The organism is Variovorax paradoxus (assembly GCF_902712855.1).
Taxonomy (GTDB): Bacteria; Pseudomonadota; Gammaproteobacteria; order Burkholderiales; family Burkholderiaceae_C; genus Variovorax; species Variovorax paradoxus_Q.
Map to the genome: position 1 here is coordinate 1,520,234 of NZ_LR743507.1, position 20,079 is coordinate 1,540,312.

The 20,079-nt window shown below is 65.2% G+C and carries 19 protein-coding genes; 7 read left to right on the top strand and 12 right to left on the bottom strand.

Going from position 1 to position 20,079, the window contains the following annotated elements; all coding sequences use genetic code 11:
• Positions 1 to 55 precede the first annotated feature (55 nt).
• The 3 genes from AACL56_RS06760 to AACL56_RS06770 are packed head-to-tail and all read left to right on the top strand — an operon-like array spanning position 56 to position 2,248.
• Positions 56 to 784, top strand: coding sequence for an amino acid ABC transporter permease (locus AACL56_RS06760; protein ID WP_339089053.1), 729 nt, complete (start codon positions 56 to 58; stop codon positions 782 to 784).
• A gap of 1 nt (position 785) precedes the next feature.
• On the top strand, positions 786 to 1,472 hold the full coding sequence (locus AACL56_RS06765) for an amino acid ABC transporter permease (protein WP_339089055.1): 687 nt from the start codon (positions 786 to 788) through the stop codon (positions 1,470 to 1,472).
• 38 nt (positions 1,473 to 1,510) lie between these two features.
• On the top strand, positions 1,511 to 2,248 hold the full coding sequence (locus AACL56_RS06770) for an amino acid ABC transporter ATP-binding protein (RefSeq protein ID WP_339092814.1): 738 nt from the start codon (positions 1,511 to 1,513) through the stop codon (positions 2,246 to 2,248).
• 75 nt (positions 2,249 to 2,323) lie between these two features.
• Here the strand turns inward: AACL56_RS06770 and AACL56_RS06775 are convergent, their stop codons facing one another.
• From AACL56_RS06775 to AACL56_RS06785, 3 genes are all read right to left on the bottom strand, one after another.
• Positions 2,324 to 3,304 carry a nucleoside hydrolase gene (locus AACL56_RS06775; RefSeq protein WP_339089056.1) on the bottom strand — a complete coding sequence of 327 codons (981 nt, stop codon included), beginning with the start codon at positions 3,302 to 3,304 and terminating at the stop codon, positions 2,324 to 2,326.
• A gap of 64 nt (positions 3,305 to 3,368) precedes the next feature.
• Positions 3,369 to 4,193 carry a dienelactone hydrolase family protein gene (locus AACL56_RS06780; protein WP_339089058.1) on the bottom strand — a complete coding sequence of 275 codons (825 nt, stop codon included), beginning with the start codon at positions 4,191 to 4,193 and terminating at the stop codon, positions 3,369 to 3,371.
• A gap of 18 nt (positions 4,194 to 4,211) precedes the next feature.
• A complete protein-coding gene (locus AACL56_RS06785) occupies positions 4,212 to 4,679 on the bottom strand; it encodes a tautomerase family protein (RefSeq protein ID WP_339089059.1) in 468 nt (155 codons plus the stop codon).
• A gap of 105 nt (positions 4,680 to 4,784) precedes the next feature.
• Between AACL56_RS06785 and AACL56_RS06790 the strand changes: the two genes are divergently transcribed.
• On the top strand, positions 4,785 to 5,765 hold the full coding sequence (locus tag AACL56_RS06790; protein WP_339089060.1) for a GlxA family transcriptional regulator: 981 nt from the start codon (positions 4,785 to 4,787) through the stop codon (positions 5,763 to 5,765).
• Positions 5,766 to 5,829: 64 nt separating this feature from the next.
• Here the strand turns inward: AACL56_RS06790 and AACL56_RS06795 are convergent, their stop codons facing one another.
• Genes AACL56_RS06795 through AACL56_RS06805 form a run of 3 tightly spaced genes read right to left on the bottom strand, consistent with a single transcriptional unit; the run spans position 5,830 to position 8,784 of the window.
• The gene (locus tag AACL56_RS06795; RefSeq protein ID WP_339089061.1) at positions 5,830 to 6,867 is read right to left on the bottom strand and encodes a DctP family TRAP transporter solute-binding subunit; all 1,038 of its coding nucleotides are present in this window, start codon (positions 6,865 to 6,867) and stop codon (positions 5,830 to 5,832) included.
• 43 nt (positions 6,868 to 6,910) lie between these two features.
• The gene (locus tag AACL56_RS06800; RefSeq protein WP_339089062.1) at positions 6,911 to 8,209 is read right to left on the bottom strand and encodes a TRAP transporter large permease; all 1,299 of its coding nucleotides are present in this window, start codon (positions 8,207 to 8,209) and stop codon (positions 6,911 to 6,913) included.
• Complete coding sequence (locus tag AACL56_RS06805; protein ID WP_339089063.1) at positions 8,206 to 8,784, bottom strand: TRAP transporter small permease; 579 nt, start codon at positions 8,782 to 8,784, stop codon at positions 8,206 to 8,208. Before AACL56_RS06805 ends, AACL56_RS06800 begins: the two co-directional genes overlap by 4 nt.
• Before the next feature lie 481 nt (positions 8,785 to 9,265).
• On the opposite strand from AACL56_RS06805, the gene AACL56_RS06810 reads away from it, so the two are divergent.
• From AACL56_RS06810 to AACL56_RS06820, 3 genes are all read left to right on the top strand, one after another.
• Positions 9,266 to 10,231 (top strand): IS110 family transposase, encoded by a 966-nt coding sequence (locus AACL56_RS06810; RefSeq protein WP_339089064.1) that lies wholly within the window; start codon positions 9,266 to 9,268, stop codon positions 10,229 to 10,231.
• Positions 10,232 to 10,729: 498 nt separating this feature from the next.
• Positions 10,730 to 12,295 (top strand): ATP-dependent nuclease, encoded by a 1,566-nt coding sequence (locus AACL56_RS06815; RefSeq protein ID WP_339089065.1) that lies wholly within the window; start codon positions 10,730 to 10,732, stop codon positions 12,293 to 12,295.
• Positions 12,280 to 13,341, top strand: coding sequence for an AAA family ATPase (locus tag AACL56_RS06820; protein ID WP_339089066.1), 1,062 nt, complete (start codon positions 12,280 to 12,282; stop codon positions 13,339 to 13,341). The genes AACL56_RS06815 and AACL56_RS06820 overlap by 16 nt, the downstream gene beginning before the upstream one ends.
• 105 nt (positions 13,342 to 13,446) lie before the next feature.
• Here the strand turns inward: AACL56_RS06820 and AACL56_RS06825 are convergent, their stop codons facing one another.
• The 6 genes from AACL56_RS06825 to AACL56_RS06850 form a co-directional block, all read right to left on the bottom strand.
• On the bottom strand, positions 13,447 to 13,716 hold the full coding sequence (locus tag AACL56_RS06825; protein WP_339089067.1) for a hypothetical protein: 270 nt from the start codon (positions 13,714 to 13,716) through the stop codon (positions 13,447 to 13,449).
• A gap of 472 nt (positions 13,717 to 14,188) precedes the next feature.
• The gene (locus AACL56_RS06830) at positions 14,189 to 15,160 is read right to left on the bottom strand and encodes an NAD(P)H-dependent flavin oxidoreductase (RefSeq protein WP_339089068.1); all 972 of its coding nucleotides are present in this window, start codon (positions 15,158 to 15,160) and stop codon (positions 14,189 to 14,191) included.
• Positions 15,161 to 15,176: 16 nt separating this feature from the next.
• Positions 15,177 to 16,109 (bottom strand): electron transfer flavoprotein subunit alpha/FixB family protein, encoded by a 933-nt coding sequence (locus AACL56_RS06835; protein WP_339089069.1) that lies wholly within the window; start codon positions 16,107 to 16,109, stop codon positions 15,177 to 15,179.
• 147 nt (positions 16,110 to 16,256) lie between these two features.
• On the bottom strand, positions 16,257 to 17,006 hold the full coding sequence (locus AACL56_RS06840; RefSeq protein WP_339089070.1) for an electron transfer flavoprotein subunit beta/FixA family protein: 750 nt from the start codon (positions 17,004 to 17,006) through the stop codon (positions 16,257 to 16,259).
• A 47-nt stretch (positions 17,007 to 17,053) separates the two neighbouring features.
• On the bottom strand, positions 17,054 to 18,052 hold the full coding sequence (locus tag AACL56_RS06845) for a Bug family tripartite tricarboxylate transporter substrate binding protein (protein ID WP_339089071.1): 999 nt from the start codon (positions 18,050 to 18,052) through the stop codon (positions 17,054 to 17,056).
• A gap of 48 nt (positions 18,053 to 18,100) precedes the next feature.
• Positions 18,101 to 20,059, bottom strand: coding sequence for an acyl-CoA synthetase (locus AACL56_RS06850; protein WP_339089072.1), 1,959 nt, complete (start codon positions 20,057 to 20,059; stop codon positions 18,101 to 18,103).
• Between the last annotated feature and the right edge of the window lie 20 nt (positions 20,060 to 20,079).

Below are 20,079 nucleotides of genomic sequence, written 5' to 3' on the forward strand. Positions count from 1 at the left end.
GGCGTTTCTTTTCAAGGGACAGGTTTTCGAAGAGACGGTGAAGGAGTAAACGCAAATGGGAAACTGGGATTGGCAGGTGTTCCTGCAAGACCCCGGGGGGGAATATCCGAGCTACCTGCAATGGATGCTCTCGGCCTGGGGCTGGACCGTGTCGGTCGCGCTGCTGGCGCTGATCGTGGCGCTGGTGCTGGGCTCGCTGATCGGCATCATCCGCACGCTGCCCGACAGCCCGTGGCTGGTGCGCCTGGGCAATGCGTGGGTGGAGCTGTTCCGCAACATCCCGCTGCTGGTGCAGATCTTCCTCTGGTACCACGTGATTCCGGCGTTGGTCCCCGTCATGAAGGGCGTGCCGAGCTTCATCCTCGTGGTGCTGGCGCTGGGCTTCTTCACGTCGGCGCGTATCGCCGAGCAGGTGCGCTCGGGCATCCAGGCGTTGCCGAAGGGCCAGCGCTATGCGGGCATGGCGGTGGGTTTCACCACCGCCCAGTACTACCGCTTCGTGATCCTGCCGATGGCCTACCGCATCATCATCCCGCCGCTCACCAGCGAGACGATGAACATCTTCAAGAACTCGTCCGTCGCTTTCGCCGTGTCGGTCACCGAGCTCACCATGTTCGCCATGCAGGCGCAGGAGGAAACCTCGCGCGGCATCGAGGTCTACCTCGCGGTCACGGCGTGCTACGTGGTCTCGGCGCTCATCATCAACCGCCTCATGGCGTTCATCGAGAAGAAGACCCGCGTGCCCGGCTTCATCGTCTCGGCCAGCGGAGGCGGAGGACACTGACATGAACCTCGACCTTTCCTTCTACAACTGGGACGTCATCAGCAACTTCGTCGTCAAGGGCTTCTACTTCAGCATCATGCTGACGGTGGTGGCCACGATCGGCGGCGTGATCTTCGGCACCCTGCTGGCGCTCATGCGCCTGTCGGGCAAGAAGTGGCTCGACGCGCCCGCGGCGCTGTACGTCAACGGCATGCGAAGCATCCCGCTGGTGATGGTGATCCTGTGGTTCTTCCTGCTCGTGCCGGCGTCGTTCTATTCGCTGTTCGGCTCGGTGGGCTCCAACTACCGCTCCGAGATCTCGGCCGTCATCACCTTCGTGGCGTTCGAGGCCGCGTACTTCAGCGAGATCATGCGCGCGGGCATCCAGTCGATCCCGCGCGGCCAGATCAACGCCGGCCAGGCCGTGGGCATGACCTACGGCCAGAACATGCGCCTGGTCGTGCTGCCGCAGGCGTTCCGCAACATGCTGCCGGTGCTGCTCACGCAGACCATCATCCTGTTCCAGGACACCTCGCTGGTCTACGCCATCGGTGCCTACGACATGCTCAAGGGCTTCGAGACGGCAGGCAAGAACTTCGGCCGCCCGATCGAGGCGTACCTGCTCGCAGCCGTTGTTTACTTCATCATGTGCTACGCCCTTTCCTGGCTGGTAAAGCGCCTGCACAAGAAAATCGCGATCATCCGTTGATCGAGTGCTGAACCGGAGAGAAAGAAATGTCCGAAAAAATGATCGAAATCAAGAACGTATCGAAGTGGTACGGCCCGGTGCAAGTGCTCAACGACTGTTCGGTGAGCATCTCCAAGGGTGACGTGGTGGTCGTGTGCGGGCCTTCGGGCTCGGGCAAGTCCACCCTCATCAAGACCGTGAACGCGCTCGAACCCTTCCAGAAGGGCGAGATCACCGTCAACGGCATCCCGCTGCACGACCCCAAGACCAACCTGCCCAAGCTGCGCTCCAAGGTCGGCATGGTGTTCCAGCACTTCGAGCTGTTCCCGCACCTTTCGGTGACCGAGAACCTCACGATCGCGCAGATCAAGGTGCTCGGCCGCTCGCCCGAGGAAGCCAAGACCCGCGGCCTGAAGATGCTCGAACGCGTGGGCCTGATGGCTCACAAGGACAAGTTCCCGGGCCAGCTGTCGGGCGGCCAGCAGCAACGCGTGGCCATTGCGCGCGCACTGTCGATGGACCCGATCGTGATGCTGTTCGACGAACCCACCTCGGCGCTCGACCCCGAGATGGTCGGCGAAGTGCTCGACGTGATGGTGAGCCTGGCCAAGGAAGGCATGACCATGATGGTGGTCACGCACGAAATGGCCTTCGCCCGCAAGGTTGCGAGCCGCGTGATTTTCATCGACGTGGGCGGCAAGATCCTCGAAGACTGCCCGAAGGACGAGTTCTTCGAGCACCCCGAAAACCGCCAGCCGCGCACCAAGGACTTCCTGAACAAGATCCTGCAGCACTGAGCAGTCGCTGCGCAATCAAAGGCAAAGGCCACGCTGTTCGCAGCGTGGCCTTTCTTCATGGGGGCGGCACAGGCGTCAGGGCAGTCGCGCAATGTGTTCCGTCAGCAGGTCGAAGAAGCCCTGCGCATCGCCGTCGACGATCCAGTTCACGTTGGGCGTGCGGTGCAGGCTGCCGTACCAGTCGGCCACCGTCTGGCCGAAGCCCATGCCCTCCCGGCTGTCGATTTCCACGTGAATGCGCTTGCCCTTGAACAGCGAAGGCTGCAACAGGTAGGCCGTCACGGTGGCGTCGTGCACCGGCCCGCCGGGCATGTCGTAGTGCTTCATCTCCTGCGGCGCATAGGCGTCGAGGATGTCCGCGACGATCGGGCCGGCCCGGTTGCCCAGGCCGCGCAGTCGCGCGATGCGTTCTTCGCTCGTCAGGATCTTGTGCGTCACGTCCAGCGCCAGCATGGTGATCGGCACGCCGCTCTTCAGCAGCACCGCTTCGGCCGCGTGCGGATCGGCGAACACGTTGAACTCGGCCACCGGCGTGATGTTGCCGCCGTTGAAATGCGCGCCGGCCATCAGCACCAGTTCGCGCAGGCCGCGCACGATGTCGGGCGCCTGTTCGAGCGCGAGCGCCAGGTTGGTCTGCGGGCCGAGCATGGCGAGCGTCACGCTCTTCTCGGGCGCGGCGCGCAGCATGCGAACCAGGTAGTCGACCGCATGGCCGTCGGCCAGCGGCGCGGCGGGCTCGTACACGTCGACGCCCGTGAGGCCTTCCTTGCCGTGGATGTTGGCCGCGTAGATCGGCGTGCGCCGCAGCGGCCGCTCGGCGCCCGCATACACCGCGATCTCGGGCCGCCCGGCCCATTCGCAGGCCAGCCGTGCGTTGCGCGAGGTCTTGGAAAGCGGAACGTTGCCGGCGACGGTGGTCAGCGCCTGGATCTTCAACGCCTCGGGCGCCGCCATCGCAAACAGCAGCGCGATCACGTCGTCCGCGCCGGGATCGGTATCGATGACGAGCGTGTGCGCAGCGGTGCTCGTGGACTGGGTGGATGCGGTGGACGGCATGGCAAGGCTCCTTGTGCGGCGAGTCTGCCAGAGCCATTGGCCGGGGTGCTCCCGCGCGCGTGCGTCAGCGCCCGCGCAGCAGCCGCTGCGCGAAGAACGCCAGGATCTCGTCGCGCGCGGCCAGCGTCGGCTGGCCGGCCTCGTCGATCAGGTGCGCCGTCACCACGCTGTGCGGGCTGGCGACCACCTGCGCGAAGAAGGGCGGCGTGTCGGGGTTGGCCGCGCTGTCGGGCAGCACGCGCGCCACGAAGCGCGGGCCCAGCGCCCGGGAAAACGCCGCAAAGCGCTCGGCCTTGCAGAACCTGTCGCCGTCGAAGCGATAGGCCAGCACCGTGAGGTCTTCGCGTTCGAGGCGCTGGCGCACGGCCGCCAGTTCATCGGCCGCCACGTTGGTGCCGCCCGGGTCGTCCATCGGCAGCGACGGCTGGCACACGACCGGCGCGAGCAGCGCGGGCTCCATCATCATCGACAGCGCGAAGTTGCCAGTGAAGCACATGCCGATCGCGCCGACGCCAGGGCCGCCGCATTCGGCGTGGGCCAGCCGCGCGAGCGCGCGCAGCCATTGCGTGACGGGGCTCGATGCATTCGACGCGAAAGCACGGAACTCCGCGCTTACGCAGGCCCGCCGGAACACCGCCGTGCCTTCTTCCGCCTGCGGCACTGCGCCGTCGCGGCCGAACAGCGACGGCATGAAGACCGTGAAGCCCGCATCGCGCACCCAGCGTGCAAAGCGCGCCACCTGCGGGCTGATGCCGGGCATCTCGGTCATCACGACAACCGCCGGGCCCGTGCCCATGACGTAGACCTTCTTTTCGATTCCGTCGAGCGTGATCTGGCGCGAGGTGAAGTCGTCGAGCGGGTCGTCTTCGTTCAGGGGGCGCTGTGTCATCAGAGTCTCCTTCGGTGTTCAGGCGGCCTGCGCCGCATCGACCAGATGCTGCAGATGCGCGTAGCCCGCACTGCGTGCGAAGTCGGGCAGGCGCCAGACCTTGCCGCCCACGCCCCATGCACCGTCGGGCACTTCGTTCATCACCACGGACGTGGCGATCCGCCGGCCGTCGTCCGGCGGCAGCGCTTCCTCGAAAGCAGAGTGAACGCGCTCGACAAAGCGCTCGCGCGATGCGTCGTCGAGCACGCCGGCCGGCAGGTACGCGAGCACGGTGCAGGGCAGCAGCCGCGCTGTCGCGTCGACACCGCCGCAGGTCCACGTACCGGCTGCGGCTTCCTCGACCAGCACCCAGCACATGCTTCGCGTACGAGGCTCGTCCGGCATCTGTTCGGCTGCTGCAGCCGCTTCGTTGATCTTGCGAACCAGCGCGGTGCGGCTCTCGCCGGGAAACGAGCCATGGGGAATCTTGACGAGGATGGTGGGCATGCGAATGTGGCCTGAGGAGCTGCGAAGCTTGTATTGGACGTTCGGCATTGCCAGAATGGCAGTGTCCAATTCGACTCCTTTGAGGCCTTATCGGCCAACCACCAGATGAACGACTTCACCGTGCTGGTGCTGCCCGGCGCCTTCAATTCCAGTGTGGCGGTCACGATGGACGTCCTCGGTGCCGCGGAAGCGATGGCCGCGCGCGCCGGTGTCGCACCGCCCCGTTGGCGGGTTTGCTCGGTGCATGGCGGCCCGGTGCAGCTGCGCGCCGGCATGAGCGTGGACACCACGCGCCTGCCCGTGCGCCCGCGCGACGACCGCGCCACCTGGGTGGTGCCGGGGCTCGGCCTCAACACGCCCGGCGAGATCCGCCAATGCCTCGAAAGCGCCGACGCGGCGAAGGCCATCGCGGGCCTTGCGCGTCACGCCAAGGCAGGCGGGCAGGTCGCAGCCTCGTGCTCGGCCGTGTTCCTGCTGAACGCCGCCGGCCTGCTCGAGGGCCGGCGCGCGACCGTTTCATGGTGGTACGCGCCGCTGCTCTCGCGCATGGCCCCCGGCTGCACCGTCGATGCCGACCGCATGGTCTGCTCCGACGGCCCCGTCGTCACCGCAGGCGCCGCATTCGCACAGACCGACCTGATGCTGCACTTGCTGCGCGAGCGCTGCGGCAATGCGCTCACCGACCTGGTCTCGCGCATGCTGCTGATCGATGGTCGCCAGGCGCAGGCGCCCTTCATCGCAACGGAGCTGCTGGCCAATGGCAACGAGCTGGTCGCGCGGCTTGCCGCCAGGGTGGAATCGGCGTTGCCCGATGCGCCCGCTGTGAGCGTGCTCGCGAACGAGTTCTGCATGTCGCAGCGCACGCTGGCGCGCCATGTGCTCAAGGCAACCGGCAAGAGCACGCAGGCCTTGGTGCAGAGCGTGCGGCTGCGGCGCGCCCGCGCGCTGCTCGAAGGCAGTCGCATGACGGTCGAGCAGGTGGCCGCCGCGGTGGGCTACCAGGACGCCACCGCGCTGCGGCGCCTGATGAGGAAAGTGGCGGGCGCCAACCCGAGCCGCTACCGCGAGAGCGGATACGACGCCTGAGGCGCCTGAGGCGCCCGCGTGGTGGCGAACCGCGCGAAGCGCACGGTTCGCGCGAATCGCCTGCTTACTTCTTGCGCGCCGCGATCGCCTGCTCGGCCTTCGCCACCAGGTCCGCGCCCACGGTCGACTTCCACTTGTCGTACACCGGCCGCGTCGCTTTCACGAACGCGGCGCGCTCGTCGGGCGTGAGGCTGGTCACGGTCACGCCCATGCCGGCGATGTCCTTGAGCACGGGCTTGTCGGCTTCCACCAGGCCCTTGCGCGCGATCACGATCTCTTCCTTGCCCGCGTCGATGGCGGCCTGGCGCACGATGGCCTGGTCGGCCGGCGTCCACGAGGCCCAGATTTCCTTGTTGACCACGAACACCAGCGGGTCGGCCACGTAGCCCCAGGTGGTCACGAACTTCTGGCCCACCGTCTGCATCTTCAGCACCGTGAACAGGAAGAGCGGGTTCTCCTGCCCGTCGACCGCACCGCTGGCCAGCGCGGGCTGCGCATCGGCCCAGCTCATCTGTGTGGGGTTGGCGCCCAGCGCGGTGAACATGTCGGAGTAGATGGGCGAGCCCACCACGCGGATCTTCATGCCCTTGATGTCGGCCGGCGACTTGATCGGCTTCTTCGAGTTGGTGATCTCGCGGAAGCCGTTCTCGCCCCAGGCCAGCGGCACGACGCCGGCCTTGTCGAGCGTCTTGAACATCTCCTTGCCCACCTCGCCCTGCGTGAGCGCGTCGATGGCCGCGTAGTCGGGCATCAGGAAGGGCATCGAGAACAGGTTGAGCTGCTTGACCTGCGGCGACCAGTTGATGGTCGAGCCCACGGCCATGTCGATCACGCCCTGGCGCAGCGCGCTGAACTCGCGCGTCTGGTCGCCCTGGATGAGCGACACGCCCGGGTACAGCTTGATGTTGATGCGGCCCTGCGTGCGCTCCTTCACCAGGTCGGCCCAGATCTTCCCGGCCTGGCCCCATGGCGTGGGCGGGCCCAGCACCAGCGACATCTTGTACTCGGGCTTGTAGGCGGCCTGCGCCATCGCGCCCGACGAGAACATGCCAAGGGCGGTGGCTGCGGCAGCGAGACCGAGCAGCGTGCGGCGGAATTTCATGAGAGGTCTCCTAGTGGTTTTTGAAGCGCGGACAGAAAACGGATCAGTAGCCCAGCTTGCGCGGCAGCCAGAGTGCCAGCTCGGGGAACGCGATGACCAGCACCATCACCACGAACATCGAGAACAGCATCCAGCCCACCCAGCGCACGGTTTCTTCCATGCGCACCTTCGCGATGCGGCACGACACCATGAGGTTGACCGCCAGCGGCGGCGTGAACTGGCCCAGCGCCACCTTCAGCGTGAGGATCACGCCGAACCACACCGGGTCCCACTTGTAGTACTGCACGATGGGCAACAGCAGCGGCACGAAGATCAGGAAGATCGACACGCCATCGAGGAACATGCCCACCGTGATGAGCAGCAGTATCAGCAGCGCCAGGATGCCGTACTCGCCCAGCCCCGAGTTCACGATGGCGCGCGTGACCGGGTCGATCACGCCCAGCGTCGAGAGCGAATACGCGAAGATGCCCGCCAGCGACACCACCAGCAAGATCACCGCCGAGAGCTCGCCCGACTCGCGCAGGATCACGAACAGGTCGCGCACCTTGATCGTCCGGTGGATGCACATGCCCACGAACAGGCCGTAGAACACCGCCACCACCGCAGCCTCGGTCGGCGTGAACCAGCCCGCGCGCATGCCGCCAAGAATGAGCACCGGCGCCGCGAGGCCCCAGATCGCTTCGCGAAAGCTCTTCCAGAACGGCGGGCGCGGCAGCGTCGCCTCGAGCGCGCCCATCTTGTGCTTGCGTGCCAGCCACACGGCCGGAATCATCAGCGCGAGGCCGGCCATGATGCCGGGGATCATGCCGGCCGCGAACAGCGCCGGCACCGAGGCGCCCGGCACCAGCACCGAGTAAACGATGAATGCGACCGACGGCGGAATCAGGATGTCGGTGGCAGCCGCGGCGCCCACCACGCTGGCTGAGAACGCGGCCGGGTAGCCGGCGCGCGACATGGCCGCGATCATCACCGCGCCCACGGCGGCGGCATTGGCTGGGCCCGAGCCCGAGATGCCGCCGAGGAACATCGCCACCGCAATCGCCACCAGCGGCAGCATGCCGGGGCCGCGCCCCACGATGGCGACCGCGAAGTTCACCAGCCGCAGCGCCACGCCCGAGCGGTCGAAGATGGAGCCGACCAGCACGAACATCGGAATGGCCAGCAGCGGATATTTGCCCAGGCCCGCATAGAAGTTCTGCGGCACGGCCAGCAGGCCGAACCACTGGGCGTCGCTGTTGGCCAGCGCGATGCAGGCGGCACCCGCCAGGCCCAGCGCGGCGCCGATGGGCACGCCCACCAGCATCATCACGACGAAGGCGACGAAGAGCAGGGTCGCGATCATGGCTTGCTGGCCTTTTTCGGCGCGTCGGAGGCGTAGTTGGTCTTGCGACCGCGCCGCACCATGAGGCCGACGGCGCGCCCCGCGATGGCATACGACACGATCGGCAGCCAGATCGAATACCACCAGGCCGGCAGGCCGATGCCCGGGGTGGTCTCCTCGAAGCGGTAGTCGTCCCACACCATGCGGATGCTCAGCGTCCCGATCAGCATGAACAGGATGGCGATCATCAGCGCGCCGAACTGCGCCAGCCGCTTGCGCCGCGCCATCGAGCCGCTTTCGGAGAAGTACTCGATGCGGATGTGCCGGTCGCGCGCCACCGCGGCCGAGCCGGCCACCAGCGCCAGCATGATCATCAGGAACACCGAGAACTCTTCCGTCCACGCGAAGGACGAGTCGGTGAAGTAGCGAACGATGACGTTGGCAAAGGTGATGAGCGCCAGCGCGCCCATGATGATGACCGTGAGCCAGTCCTCGATGGCAAGGGGAACCTTGGTCGGTTCGTCTGCGGCTTCGATGTCGGGGGGAATGGGGCTGGCGGCGTCCAGCGTGGGGCCGGACTCGGGTGGAGTTGTCATCGCAGGATGGTCAGTGAGGCACGCACGAACGCCATGTCACCGGGCGGACGCCGGGACGCGTTCCGTACACCTCGACAGGGAAACTGTTACCGATGCTAGGGGGTCCATGACCATTCATGTATCGGGGGTTTCCTTAGCCGACGAGGCTGCGGCTGGTTCTCGGATCTGCTTCCGGGGCGTGCACAGGCCGCCGGGTACTCCCCTCCGCGAATGTCCCCCGGCCTTCGGCCTCCTCCTGATATTGTTTATCCGCTCCCGTAGCGCTGAAGGGAGCCCGTTCGGTAGACCCTGTGCTCCTCCTTGGGCCTCCAGCCCGTAATAAAGACTGGGGAACCGTACGGATTCGACGCTGTAGCTCGAACGGTGTCTTGGGGCGTCGCTGGCCGATGCGCTGGCGACGACCCCGCATATCAGGGTGTGCGTGTCGAATGCGGCGCATTGACTCTGCTCAAGGAGTATCACGGTGACATGCAAGGTAGGAGTGGACATCAGCAAGATGAAGCTCGATGTGGCGTGGCTGCGGGCGGACGGCAAGTACCGCTCCAAGGTGTTCCCCAACAACGCAGGCGGCTTCGCTGAGCTGCTGCGATGGCTGCAATCCAATCTGCCCGATGGCAAGGCAACGGCCCACGTCTGCATGGAAGCCACCGGGACGTACCACGAGGCCCTGGCGCTGTTCCTGCATGACCAGGCGGTGGCTGTCTCGGTCGTGAACCCGCTGCAGGTGAAGCGATTCATGGAGCTCGAGGGTGTTCGCAACAAGACCGATGGCGGCGACGCGAAGGCCCTTGCACGGTTTTGCGACAAGACCGCTCCGGCGTTGTGGGAGGCGCCTTCTGCGGGCGTGCGCTCGCTGCAGGCGTTGGTGGCCCGGCTGGACACGCTGCTGGAACTCAGGCAGGCCGAGTCGAACCGCCTGGAGGTCGCCCACGACGCGGTCAGGTCGTCTCTCACCGCGGTCATCTCGAGCCTGGACGAGTCCATCAAGGACGTGCGCATGCAGATCCGCAAGACCATCGACGACGACCCTGATCTGCGGCAACGCGGCGAACTGCTCGCCTCGATCCCGGGCCTCGGGGACAGGACAATTCCCCAGCTGCTCGCATACATCGGGCGTCCCGAGCGATTCGGCTGCGTCAAGGCGCTGATTGCCTATGCCAGCCTCACGCCGATGATCAGACAGTCCGGCACATCGTTGGACAAGCGACGAGGAACGCATCCTCAGGGGCATCGGGAGTTCAGGAACGCGCTTTACTTCCCGGCCATGGTGGCCGGCAGATACAACCCGTTGGTGGCCGAGTTCTGGCAGCGCCTGAAGGCGCAGAACAAGCCCGGCAAGGTCATCGTCGTGGCCTGCATGCACAAGCTCCTGGCCATCGCCTACGGCGTGCTGAAGTCGGGCAAACCCTTCGATGCGAACCATCATCCCAAGGCAGTCTGTGGTTGACAAGCAGAACGGTGTCTTTATTTCGCTGCGGGGAGTACCCGGCGCCCTGCGCACGATGAGTGCGGCTGTGGGGTTGGCGGTTTGGTCGCTACGGTGGATTGCAGATGGAGGTGCGGGGCGTAATACGGCACTTTTGTCAGCGAAAAGCGCTGGCGAAGCAGAAGTCCGAAGGGCTGGTGCCGGTCGCGGTCGACATTGGTCTGACGCCGCTCAATGTTCGCTTCAGTCTGGTTGCTGATGCTCGCAGCCAGACCGGCGAACAGCGGCTCTGTGCGCCGATCAGTCGGTTGGCAATCGGCAGCAATCGCTGCGCATCGTCATCGAGTTCTATTTGTCGATGGATATCTCAAGTCGTGAAGCATCAGCAACGCAGTGCCCTTTGAGCTTTCGTTTGCCAACGCCGCTCGCATAACATTGGATCCGGTTCAGGTGCCGCGCCCCGGGAGGGAGGCCCTCGGAGTCGGCCCGTGTGCCGAAGCGAAGAAACTGGGAGCGAGGATGCCAACGATTGAAAGGCTGGTGCTGTCGAATTTCAAGAAGTTCGACAGCTTGGAACTCGAGTTTGATCGGGAGCTAAACCTCCTCATTGGGGACAACGAGGCGGGGAAAAGCTCAGTGCTGCTGGCGCTGGAACTTGTGATGAGCGGAAGTCGCAGCAGGGTCGAAACCATCGGAATCGAGACGCTACTGAATGCCGACGCTGTCAGGGCATTTCAGGCAGGGCCATGTACCGTAGACCGGCTACCGAAACTGTTCGTAGAGGTCTACCTCTCGGCCGACAAAAAACCTGGCTTGAATGGAAAGAACAACTCTAAAGTTCTCGAGCGTGACGGGCTGCGCATGTCATTTGAGCCGATTCTCGACTTCAGCAAGGACATCGCGGAAGCGCTGAAGGAAGACCCGGCCAACTTCCCCTTCGAGTACTACGCAGCCCAGTTCTATACGTTTGGAGGCGAGGCGTACTCCAGCGTCAAGAGGCACGTCCGGCACCTGGCAATCGATAGCTCCAGAATCGACAGCGACTATGCAGCGAGGGAGTACACGCGGTCGGTGTTCGCGATGCACGCGAACGTGGGGAGCCGCAGCAGGCTCGAGAACGCCTATCGACAAAGCAAGGGCGAATTCAAGAATGCCCAACTGAGGGATCTGAACGACTTGCTGGTGGACTACAAATTTGGCGTGCGCACGAGCGCTAAAGCCAACCTGGAGTCCGACTTGGTCATCACCGAAGACGAGATCCCCATTGAGAGTAAGGGTAAGGGGCGGCAGTGCTTCATCAAGACCGAGTTCGCGCTGAGCAAGAAGGGCGTCAAAAGTGGGCTGGACGTCCTGCTCTTGGAGGAACCTGAAAACCACCTGAGCCACGCGACGATGCATCAACTCATCGAGCGAATCGCTCAGTCGGTGAACAAGCAACTGTTCATCGCGACTCATAGCAGCCTGATCTCCGCGCGACTTGACCTGCGCAAAGCCATCCTTCTTGGAAAGCGAGGTCAGCAGGCGCGGCTCAACAAACTCCCATCTGACACCGCGAAATTCTTCATGAAGGCGCCTGATAACAACGTCCTTGAGTTTGCGCTCTCGAAAAAGGTGATCCTCGTGGAGGGCGATGCCGAGTTCATCCTCCTGGATGCGCTCTATCAAAAGCACTCAGGGTCTACATTGAAGAAAGACAGTGTCCACGTCATCTCAGTGGGCGGTACGAGCTTCAAGCGCTACCTAGACCTTGCCAAGCTGCTGGGCGTGCGCACTGCGGTCATTCGCGACAACGATGGCGACTACCAGAAGAACTGTGTCGACAACTACGCAGAGCATGCGATGCCGCATGCCAAAGTTTTTGCAGACGCCGACTCCAAGCAGCGCACGACCTTCGAGATTTGTCTGTACGAAGATAACAAGGCAGTTTGCGACGAGGTCTTCCGCACGCCAAAGCGTAAGCTTGAACCGTTGGCGTACATGCTCGCCAACAAGGCTGACGCGGCGTTTGACCTCCTGCTGGCGAAGGAAACTGAACTGGTGGCCCCTCGGTACATTCAGGAGGCCATCAAGTGGATAAACGAGTAGTCTTCGCGGTCGCAGGCTCAGGGAAGACAACCCGCCTGATCAATGAGCTGGATCTTGTGAAGCGGGTCTTGCTCATCACCTACACCGAGAGCAACTGCGAAGAGATTCGTCGCCGCGTCCTTGTGAAGTTCGGGTATCTCCCGGACAACATCACCGTCTGCACCTACTTCACATTCTTGAACTCGTTCTGCTATCGGCCCTTGCTTCTGATGAAGATGCAGACCATGGGAATTTCGTTCGATAGGCCGAGCGAGTACTCATCGCGCCAGAAGCTCCAAAGCCGTGACCGGTACGTCACAACAGGCGGCCGCATCTACCACGCGAGAATGGCGAAGGTCTTGGATGTGCATGGTTGCATCCCGACCCTCCAGCGTCGACTGGAGCGCTACTACGACAAAGTCTGCATTGACGAGGTTCAGGATTTCGGCGGACATGACTTCAATCTGCTCAAGCAGATCGCACAGGCCAACGTCGAGATTCTGTTAGTCGGTGACTTCTATCAGCACACGTACTCCACCAGCGCTGATGGCGCAGTCAACAAAGGGCTGCACGACAGCTATGACCGCTTCAAAGATGCCTTGCGATCTGCCGGTTTGATTGTTGATACGACATCCTTGCTCAAGAGCCACCGCTGCAGTTCCTCGGTGTGCTCGTTCATCCGAGACAAGATCGGGGTGGATATCTATTCGCACTCGGATCGCACCACCCAAGTCTCAGTCGTCAACGAACCATCACTGGCGGCAGAGCTTCACGCTGCTGCAGGCACGATTAAGCTGTTTTATCAAGAGCACGGACGGTACGGCTGCTACTCGCAGACTTGGGGCGACTCAAAAGGGCGCGACCACTATGAGGATGTCTGCGTCGTCCTGAACGCCGAATCTTGGAAGCACTTCACGGCAGGTACTCTGGCCGAGATGGCTGCGACCTCGCGGAACAAGCTGTACGTTGCGTGCTCGCGTGCGCGCGGCGACCTCTATGTGATGCCAGACACGATGCTGAAAGCGTTCAAAAAAGCCCGGGACGTTCGTCACGTCGCGTCCGCTTGAACATCTTGACCGCGCGGCCTCAGCCCTTCCGTTCGGCATGGCATGGCAGGTCGGCGATGAACTGCTTCGAGCGGGCCGCGCAACTGGCAGCCCGCAGACCGGCCCCTAACCGCCAGCCTCAGGCCCGCAATGCCGCGCCTTCTCACTCACCTGAAACAACTCCCCAGCCTTGCGCGCCATCTCAGCCGCAAGCCAAAGCAGATTGTTCAGTTGCCGAGGCCCATCCCCGCTGCACCAGTCGATCTCTTCCCCGTGGCAGACCCACAGAAGAGCTTCGAGCTGAGTAAGGGTGTTTTCAAGAAGATCCGCCGCGTCCTGGGCGTTGTCTTCGGAAGCGACCGGCGTAGTTGGCCGGGCTATAGTCTTGGTAGCCATTTTTGTGCGGTCCTTTCGGGGGTAGTGCACGAACTTGGTTAGACGGCCGGGGTGCTCGTAACACCTCGGCCGTCGCCTTTTGATACCTCGCATTCGCATCGCTGCTTTCGCACCGACAACCTGCCGCGAGGCAAGCAGCCTTCAAACATTCAGTGGTTGTGTGTGTTGCGCCTTCCTTGTTCCCTTGTTGGGGTATCGAGTGACAGGGGCATCACTTTAGATACGCGCGCGGCGACGTGGCCGCTTCATGCAGCACGAAGTTGCGGCAACCGCCAACAAATGCACCTTCCGCAAGGCGCCGCGCGCTGGCATCGTGAGCCCGGCCGTGCCGGTTCACATCAGCCCCGAACGCTCAAGCCGATGGGGTGCCTTGCGTAGCGAAATAGAGGGGAAGGAGGCCGCAGGCCGGGGGACATTCGCTTCGCCGCGCATCACGTCGGCGTGAGCGCCCCCGGCGAAGAGAAGAAGGAACTCAGTCCATCCAGGACCGGGCCCGGTCCAGATGCTCGCGGCACTCGCGCACCATGCGTTCCAGCAGTTCCGCGCAGGTCGGAATGTCGTCGATCAGCCCGATGCACTGGCCGGCCGAGACCACGCCGTTCTGCACCTCGCCAGACTCCAGCGCCGCACGTCCGCGCGCGCCGGCCACCAGCGGGCGCACGTCCTCGAACTCGCAGCCGCCCGGCCGGTTCTCGGTGGCCACCACTTCTTCGGAGACGGCGTTGCGGAACACGCGCGCCGTGTTGTGCATGGTGCGGAACATCAGCTTGGTGTCGCGCTCGGTCGCATCGACCAGCGCCTGCTTGATGTTGTCGTGGATCGGCGCTTCCTTGGTCACGCAGAAGCGCGTGCCCATGTTGATGCCTTCTGCGCCCAGTGCCAGCGCTGCCGCCATGCCGCGCCCGTCGGCGATGCCGCCCGACGCGATGATCGGAATGCGCAGCTTGCGCGCCGCCACCGGCAGCAGCACGAGGCCGGGCACGTCGTCCTCGCCCGGATGGCCCGCGCACTCGAAGCCGTCCACCGACACCGCATCGACGCCGTTGCGCTCGGCCGAGAGCGCATGGCGCACCGAGGTGCACTTGTGGACGATCTTCACGCCATGCTCCTTCAGCGCTGCGATGAAGTCCTTCGGGCTGTTGCCCGCGGTCTCGACGATCTTCACGCCGCTGTCGATGATGGCCTGCACGTACTCCGCATAGGGCGGCGGCTTCACGGCCGGCAGGATCGTGAGGTTCACGCCGAAGGGCTTGTCGGTCATCGTGCGCGTGCGCTCGATCTCGCGGCGCAGGTCGTCGGGCGTGGGCTGCGTGAGCGCGGTGACGATGCCGAGGCCCCCGGCGTTCGACACGGCCGAGGCCAGCTCGGCGCGGCCCACCCATTGCATGCCGCCCTGGATGATCGGGTAGCGGATGCCCAGCAGTTCGGTGATGCGGGTCTTCATCGTCGCGGCCTCCCGCTTACAGCGCCTTCACCAGTTCCGGCACGGCCGTGAACAGGTCGGCCACGAGGCCATAGTCGGCCACCGAGAAGATCGGGGCTTCTTCGTCCTTGTTGATCGCGACGATGACCTTCGAGTCCTTCATGCCGGCCAGATGCTGGATCGCGCCCGAGATGCCTGCTGCGATGTACAGCTGGGGGGCGACGATCTTGCCGGTCTGGCCCACTTGCCAGTCGTTCGGGGCGTAGCCCGCGTCCACTGCGGCGCGGCTGGCGCCGAGGCCCGCATTGAGCTTGTCCGCCAGCGGCGTCATCACCTCGGTGAACTTCTCTGCGCTGCCCAGCGCGCGGCCACCCGACACGATGATCTTGGCGGCGGTCAGTTCGGGGCGGTCGCTCTTCGTGACTTCGCGGCCCACGAAGCTGCTCTTGCCGCTGTCGGCCACGCCTTCGGCGGTTTCGACCGTTGCGCTGCCACCGGTGGCGGCTGCGGCGTCGAAGCCGGTCGTGCGAACGGTGATCACCTTGGTGGCGTCGCTGCTCTGCACGGTGGCGATCGCATTGCCTGCGTAGATCGGGCGCTCGAAGGTGTCGGGGCTGTCGACCTTGGTGATGTCGCTGATCTGGGCCACGTCCAGCTTGGCGGCCACGCGCGGCGCGACGTTCTTGCCGTTGGCAGTCGAGGGGAACAGGATGTGGCTGTAGTTCGCGGCGATGGCGAGGACTTGCGCTGCAACGTTCTCTGCGAGGTTCTCGGCCAGGCTCGGGCTGTCGGCGGCGATGACCTTGGTCACGCCTGCGATCTGGGCGGCTGCCTTGGCCGCTTCGGCGGCATTGGCGCCAGCCACCAGCACGTGAACATCACCACCGCAAGCGAGTGCGGCAGTCACGGTGTTCAGGGTCGCCGGCTTGATGCTGGCGTGGTCGTGTTCTGCAATGACGAGTGCGGTCATTTCATTTCTCCTGTGCGGCAATTTGCGGCACGCTATTCAACGAGACTTTTCGGGGAACACCGCGGAACCGGCTTCGCCGGGCCGCAGGTGTTGCCCCCGGTTGGGGGGTGGCGTAGCGACACGAAGTGCGCGAAGCCTGGGGGCGAGTCAAATGACCTTCGCTTCGTTCTTCAGTTTGTCCACCAGCGTTGCAACGTCAGGCACCTTGATGCCGGCGCCGCGCTTGGGCGGCTCCGCGACCTTCAGGGTCTTCAGGCGCGGCTTCACGTCCACGCCCAGGTCTTCCGGCTTGACCGTGTCGAGCTGCTTCTTCTTGGCCTTCATGATGTTGGGCAAGGTCACGTAGCGCGGCTCGTTCAGGCGCAGGTCGGTGGTGATGACGGCCGGCAGGCTGAGGGTGAGGGTTTCGAGGCCGCCGTCGACTTCGCGGGTGACCGTGGCCTTGTCGCCGGCGACTTCGACCTTGGAGGCGAAGGTGGCCTGGGGCAGGTCGGCGAGGGCAGCGAGCATCTGGCCGGTCTGGTTGGCGTCGTCGTCGATGGCCTGCTTGCCCAGAATGACCAGCGAAGGCTGCTCCTTGTCGACCAGCGCCTTGAGCAGCTTGGCAACAGCGAGGGGCTGCAGCTCTTCGGTGGTCTCCACCAGGATGCCGCGGTCGGCGCCGATGGCCATCGCGGTGCGCAGGGTTTCCTGGCACTTGGCGTCGCCGCACGAGACGGCGATCACTTCCGTGACCACGCCCTTTTCCTTCAGGCGAACCGCTTCTTCGACGGCGATCTCGTCGAACGGGTTCATGCTCATCTTCACGTTGGCAATGTCCACGCCGGTGCCGTCGCTCTTCACGCGCACCTTCACGTTGTAGTCGACGACCCGCTTCACGGGCACAAGAATCTTCATGGTTGTTCCTTCGAATGACGAATGACGAATGAAAAAAGAAAGAGGGTTTATTCGAGCCGCGCGCCCGACTGCTTGATCAGGCGCTCCCACACCGGGCGCTCCTGCTTCCATGCGGCAGCAAAGAGTTCGGGCGAGCTGTCCTTCAGCTCGAAGCCCATGGCTGCGATGCGCTCGCGCACGTCGGGCTGCTGCGAGGCCTTGCGCACTTCCTCGGCGATGCGGTCCACGATGGGCTTGGGCGTCTTGGCGGGCACCGCGAAGGCGAGCCAGCCGGTCACGCGGTAGGCCTCGTCCTTGAGGCCCTGCTCGGCCATGGTCGGCACGTTGGGCAGCGCGGCCATGCGGCGCTCGCCGCTCACGCCGATGGCGCGCACCTTGCCCGCGTCGATGTGCGGCTTGGCCACAAGGGCGCTCGCATAGGCCATCTGGACCTGGCCGCCGATCAGGTCCTGCATCATCGGCGCCTCGCCCTTGTAGGCGACGTGGTTCATGTCGGCCTGCTGCGTGAGGCTCATGTGCGCGCCGGCCAGGTGCGGGTAGGCGCCCACGCCATACGAACCGTATGCGACCTTGCCCTTGTTCGCGGCCACGTACTTCAGCAGTTCGGGTGCGGTCTTGGCCGGCACGCTCGGATGCACCACCAGCACCAGCGGACCCATCGCCACCTGGTAGACCAGCGTGAGGTCGCGCTGCGTGTCGTAGGGCAGCTTCTCGTAGAGGAACTCGTTGGTCAGCAGCGCGTTGCTGAGCGAGAACACGACCGTGTAGCCATCGGGCGCCGACTTGGCGACCGCGTCGGTGCCGATGATGCCGGCCGCGCCGGGCTTGTTGTCGACGATCACGGGCTGGCCGAAGCCGGCCGACATCTTCTGGCCCAGCACGCGCGCGAGCACGTCGGTGGCGCCGCCGGCCTGGAAGGGCACGACGAGGCGGATCGGCTTATTCGGGTAGGGCGCCTGCGCGTGCGCGGGCGCCAGCGCGAACAGCGCCGAGGTCGATGCGGCGGCGCAGAGCAATGCGCGGCGGCCGGTGGATGAATGGGTCATGGCTTGTCTCTCTCTATCTTTTGGGTTTCTCAAACTCTCGAGGCCCGCTCACTGCCGCGTCACGCGCGTCTTGAAGGGCAGCGGCGCCAACGCCGCCTGCAGGCGCTCCCGCAACGTCGCGGCCAGCGCGCCTGCCGCGACGCTGTCGATCTGCACATGCACCAGGCTTTCGCCTTCGGCGGTCACCGCGGGCCGCGCGGCCTCGCTCGCGCCGAGTTCGGCGCACAGCTCGGCCACCGTCGCGGCCACCACCTGCCGGGCGGCCATGGCGCGCAGTTCGGGCTTGTAGATCTTGCCGACGTTGGTCATCGGCATCGCACCGATCACCGACACCCACTTGGGCCGCGCCGGTGCTTCGTCCACGCGTGCGGCGGTGAAAGCCAGCAGTTCTTCTTCGGTGGCCGAGGCGCCGGGCACCAGGGTCGCGAAGATCACCGGCAGTTCGCCCGCATAGGCATCGGGCGCACCGACTGCTGCGCACAGCTGCACGGCAGGGTGCGCGCCCAGCGCGTCCTCGATGGTCTTCGGGTCGATGTTGTGGCCGCTGCGGATGATCAGGTCCTTCGAGCGGCCGGTGAGGTTCAGCCGCTCCTGGCTGTCGATCCAGCCCAGGTCGCCGGTGGCGAGCCAGCCGTCGGCGGTGAAGGCCTTGGCGTTGTCGGCCGGGTCCACGAAGCCCGAGAACACGTTGGGCGACTTGAACAGCACCATGCCCTGTTCGCCGGGCGCGACTTCGCGGTCGCTCGCGTTGCCGTTCTCGTCGAGCGCCACCACGCGCATCTGCATGTACGGCAGGCGAAAGCCGACGCAGCCCGCGGGCCCGTCCACGCCGGGCGGGGTGATGGTCGAGATGCCGGCCATCTCGGTCATGCCCAGGCTCTCGTGCACATGCAGGCCGAACAGGCGCTCGAAGCGCGCGGCCAGTTCGGGCGAGAGCACGGCCGCGCCGGTGCGGCAGTAGGTGATCGATGAAATGTCCGCGCCGTCCAGCGGCACGTTGGCCAGCGCGGCCAGCACGGTGGGCACGGCCGACAGCGAGGTCGGCCGGTACTTGGCGACCAGCTTCCAGTAGTTGGCCAGCACCTCCTTGTTGCGCAGCAGCGAGGGCGTGGGAATGATCACCTCGACGCCCGCCGACAGCGAAGCCAGCGACGCCGGCAGCACGCCCGCCACATGGAACAGCGGATAGCCGTTGATGGAGATGCCGTTCTCGTTCATGCCCGCGACCTGCACGCTGGCCCAGGCGGTGAACACCTGCGCGCCATGGCTGTGGCGCGCGAGCTTGGGCGCGCCCGTGGTGCCGCCGGTGTGGAAGTAGGCGGCGATGTCACTGGGCGCGATGTCGCGGCCGCTCACGAGGCGGTCGTCGGGCTGCGCGGTGCGCAGCACGTCGAACTCGGCGACGCCCTCGGGCAGCGCGCCGGCCGCGCCGGGTGCCTCGTCGTGCGGCGCCACGCGCAGCACGGTGGTGAGCGTGGGCACCTGGCCGCGCAGGCGCATGGCCTTCGACCACATGCCCGATTCGATGTCCGAGCCGTAGGCGATCAGCACCTTGGCGCGCGCGGCGGTCATCAGCGCCACCAGCTTCTCGTCGGTGAGCAGCGGGTTCAGCGGCTGCACGATGCCGGCCGCCTCGCCGCCCCACAGCGCAAGGTGATATTCGAGGCAGCCGGGCAGCAGCACGGCCACGGCGTCGTCGGGCCCCACGCCGAGCGTGTGCAGCAGGTTCGCGGTCTGGTGGATGCGCGCGAGCAGTTCGGCGTAAGACCAGCGGATCGGCTCGTCCGCCGGGTTGCCGGTGCGCAGGAAGGTGAGCGCGGTCTTGCCGCCGAAGGCATGGCCCGCGTTGCGGAAGATCTCGTAGGTGCTGCGCACCGTGAGCGCCTGCGCGAGCGGCGTCTCCTCGAGCTTGCGGATGTCCGCGAGGCTGCGGACCGGGAGTGCGGGGCGGAACGGCGCGCCGGCCGGGGTCTTGTCGTTGTTCTTGTTGCTTTGCGTGTTTGTCATGTCTGTCTCCTTGATGCCGG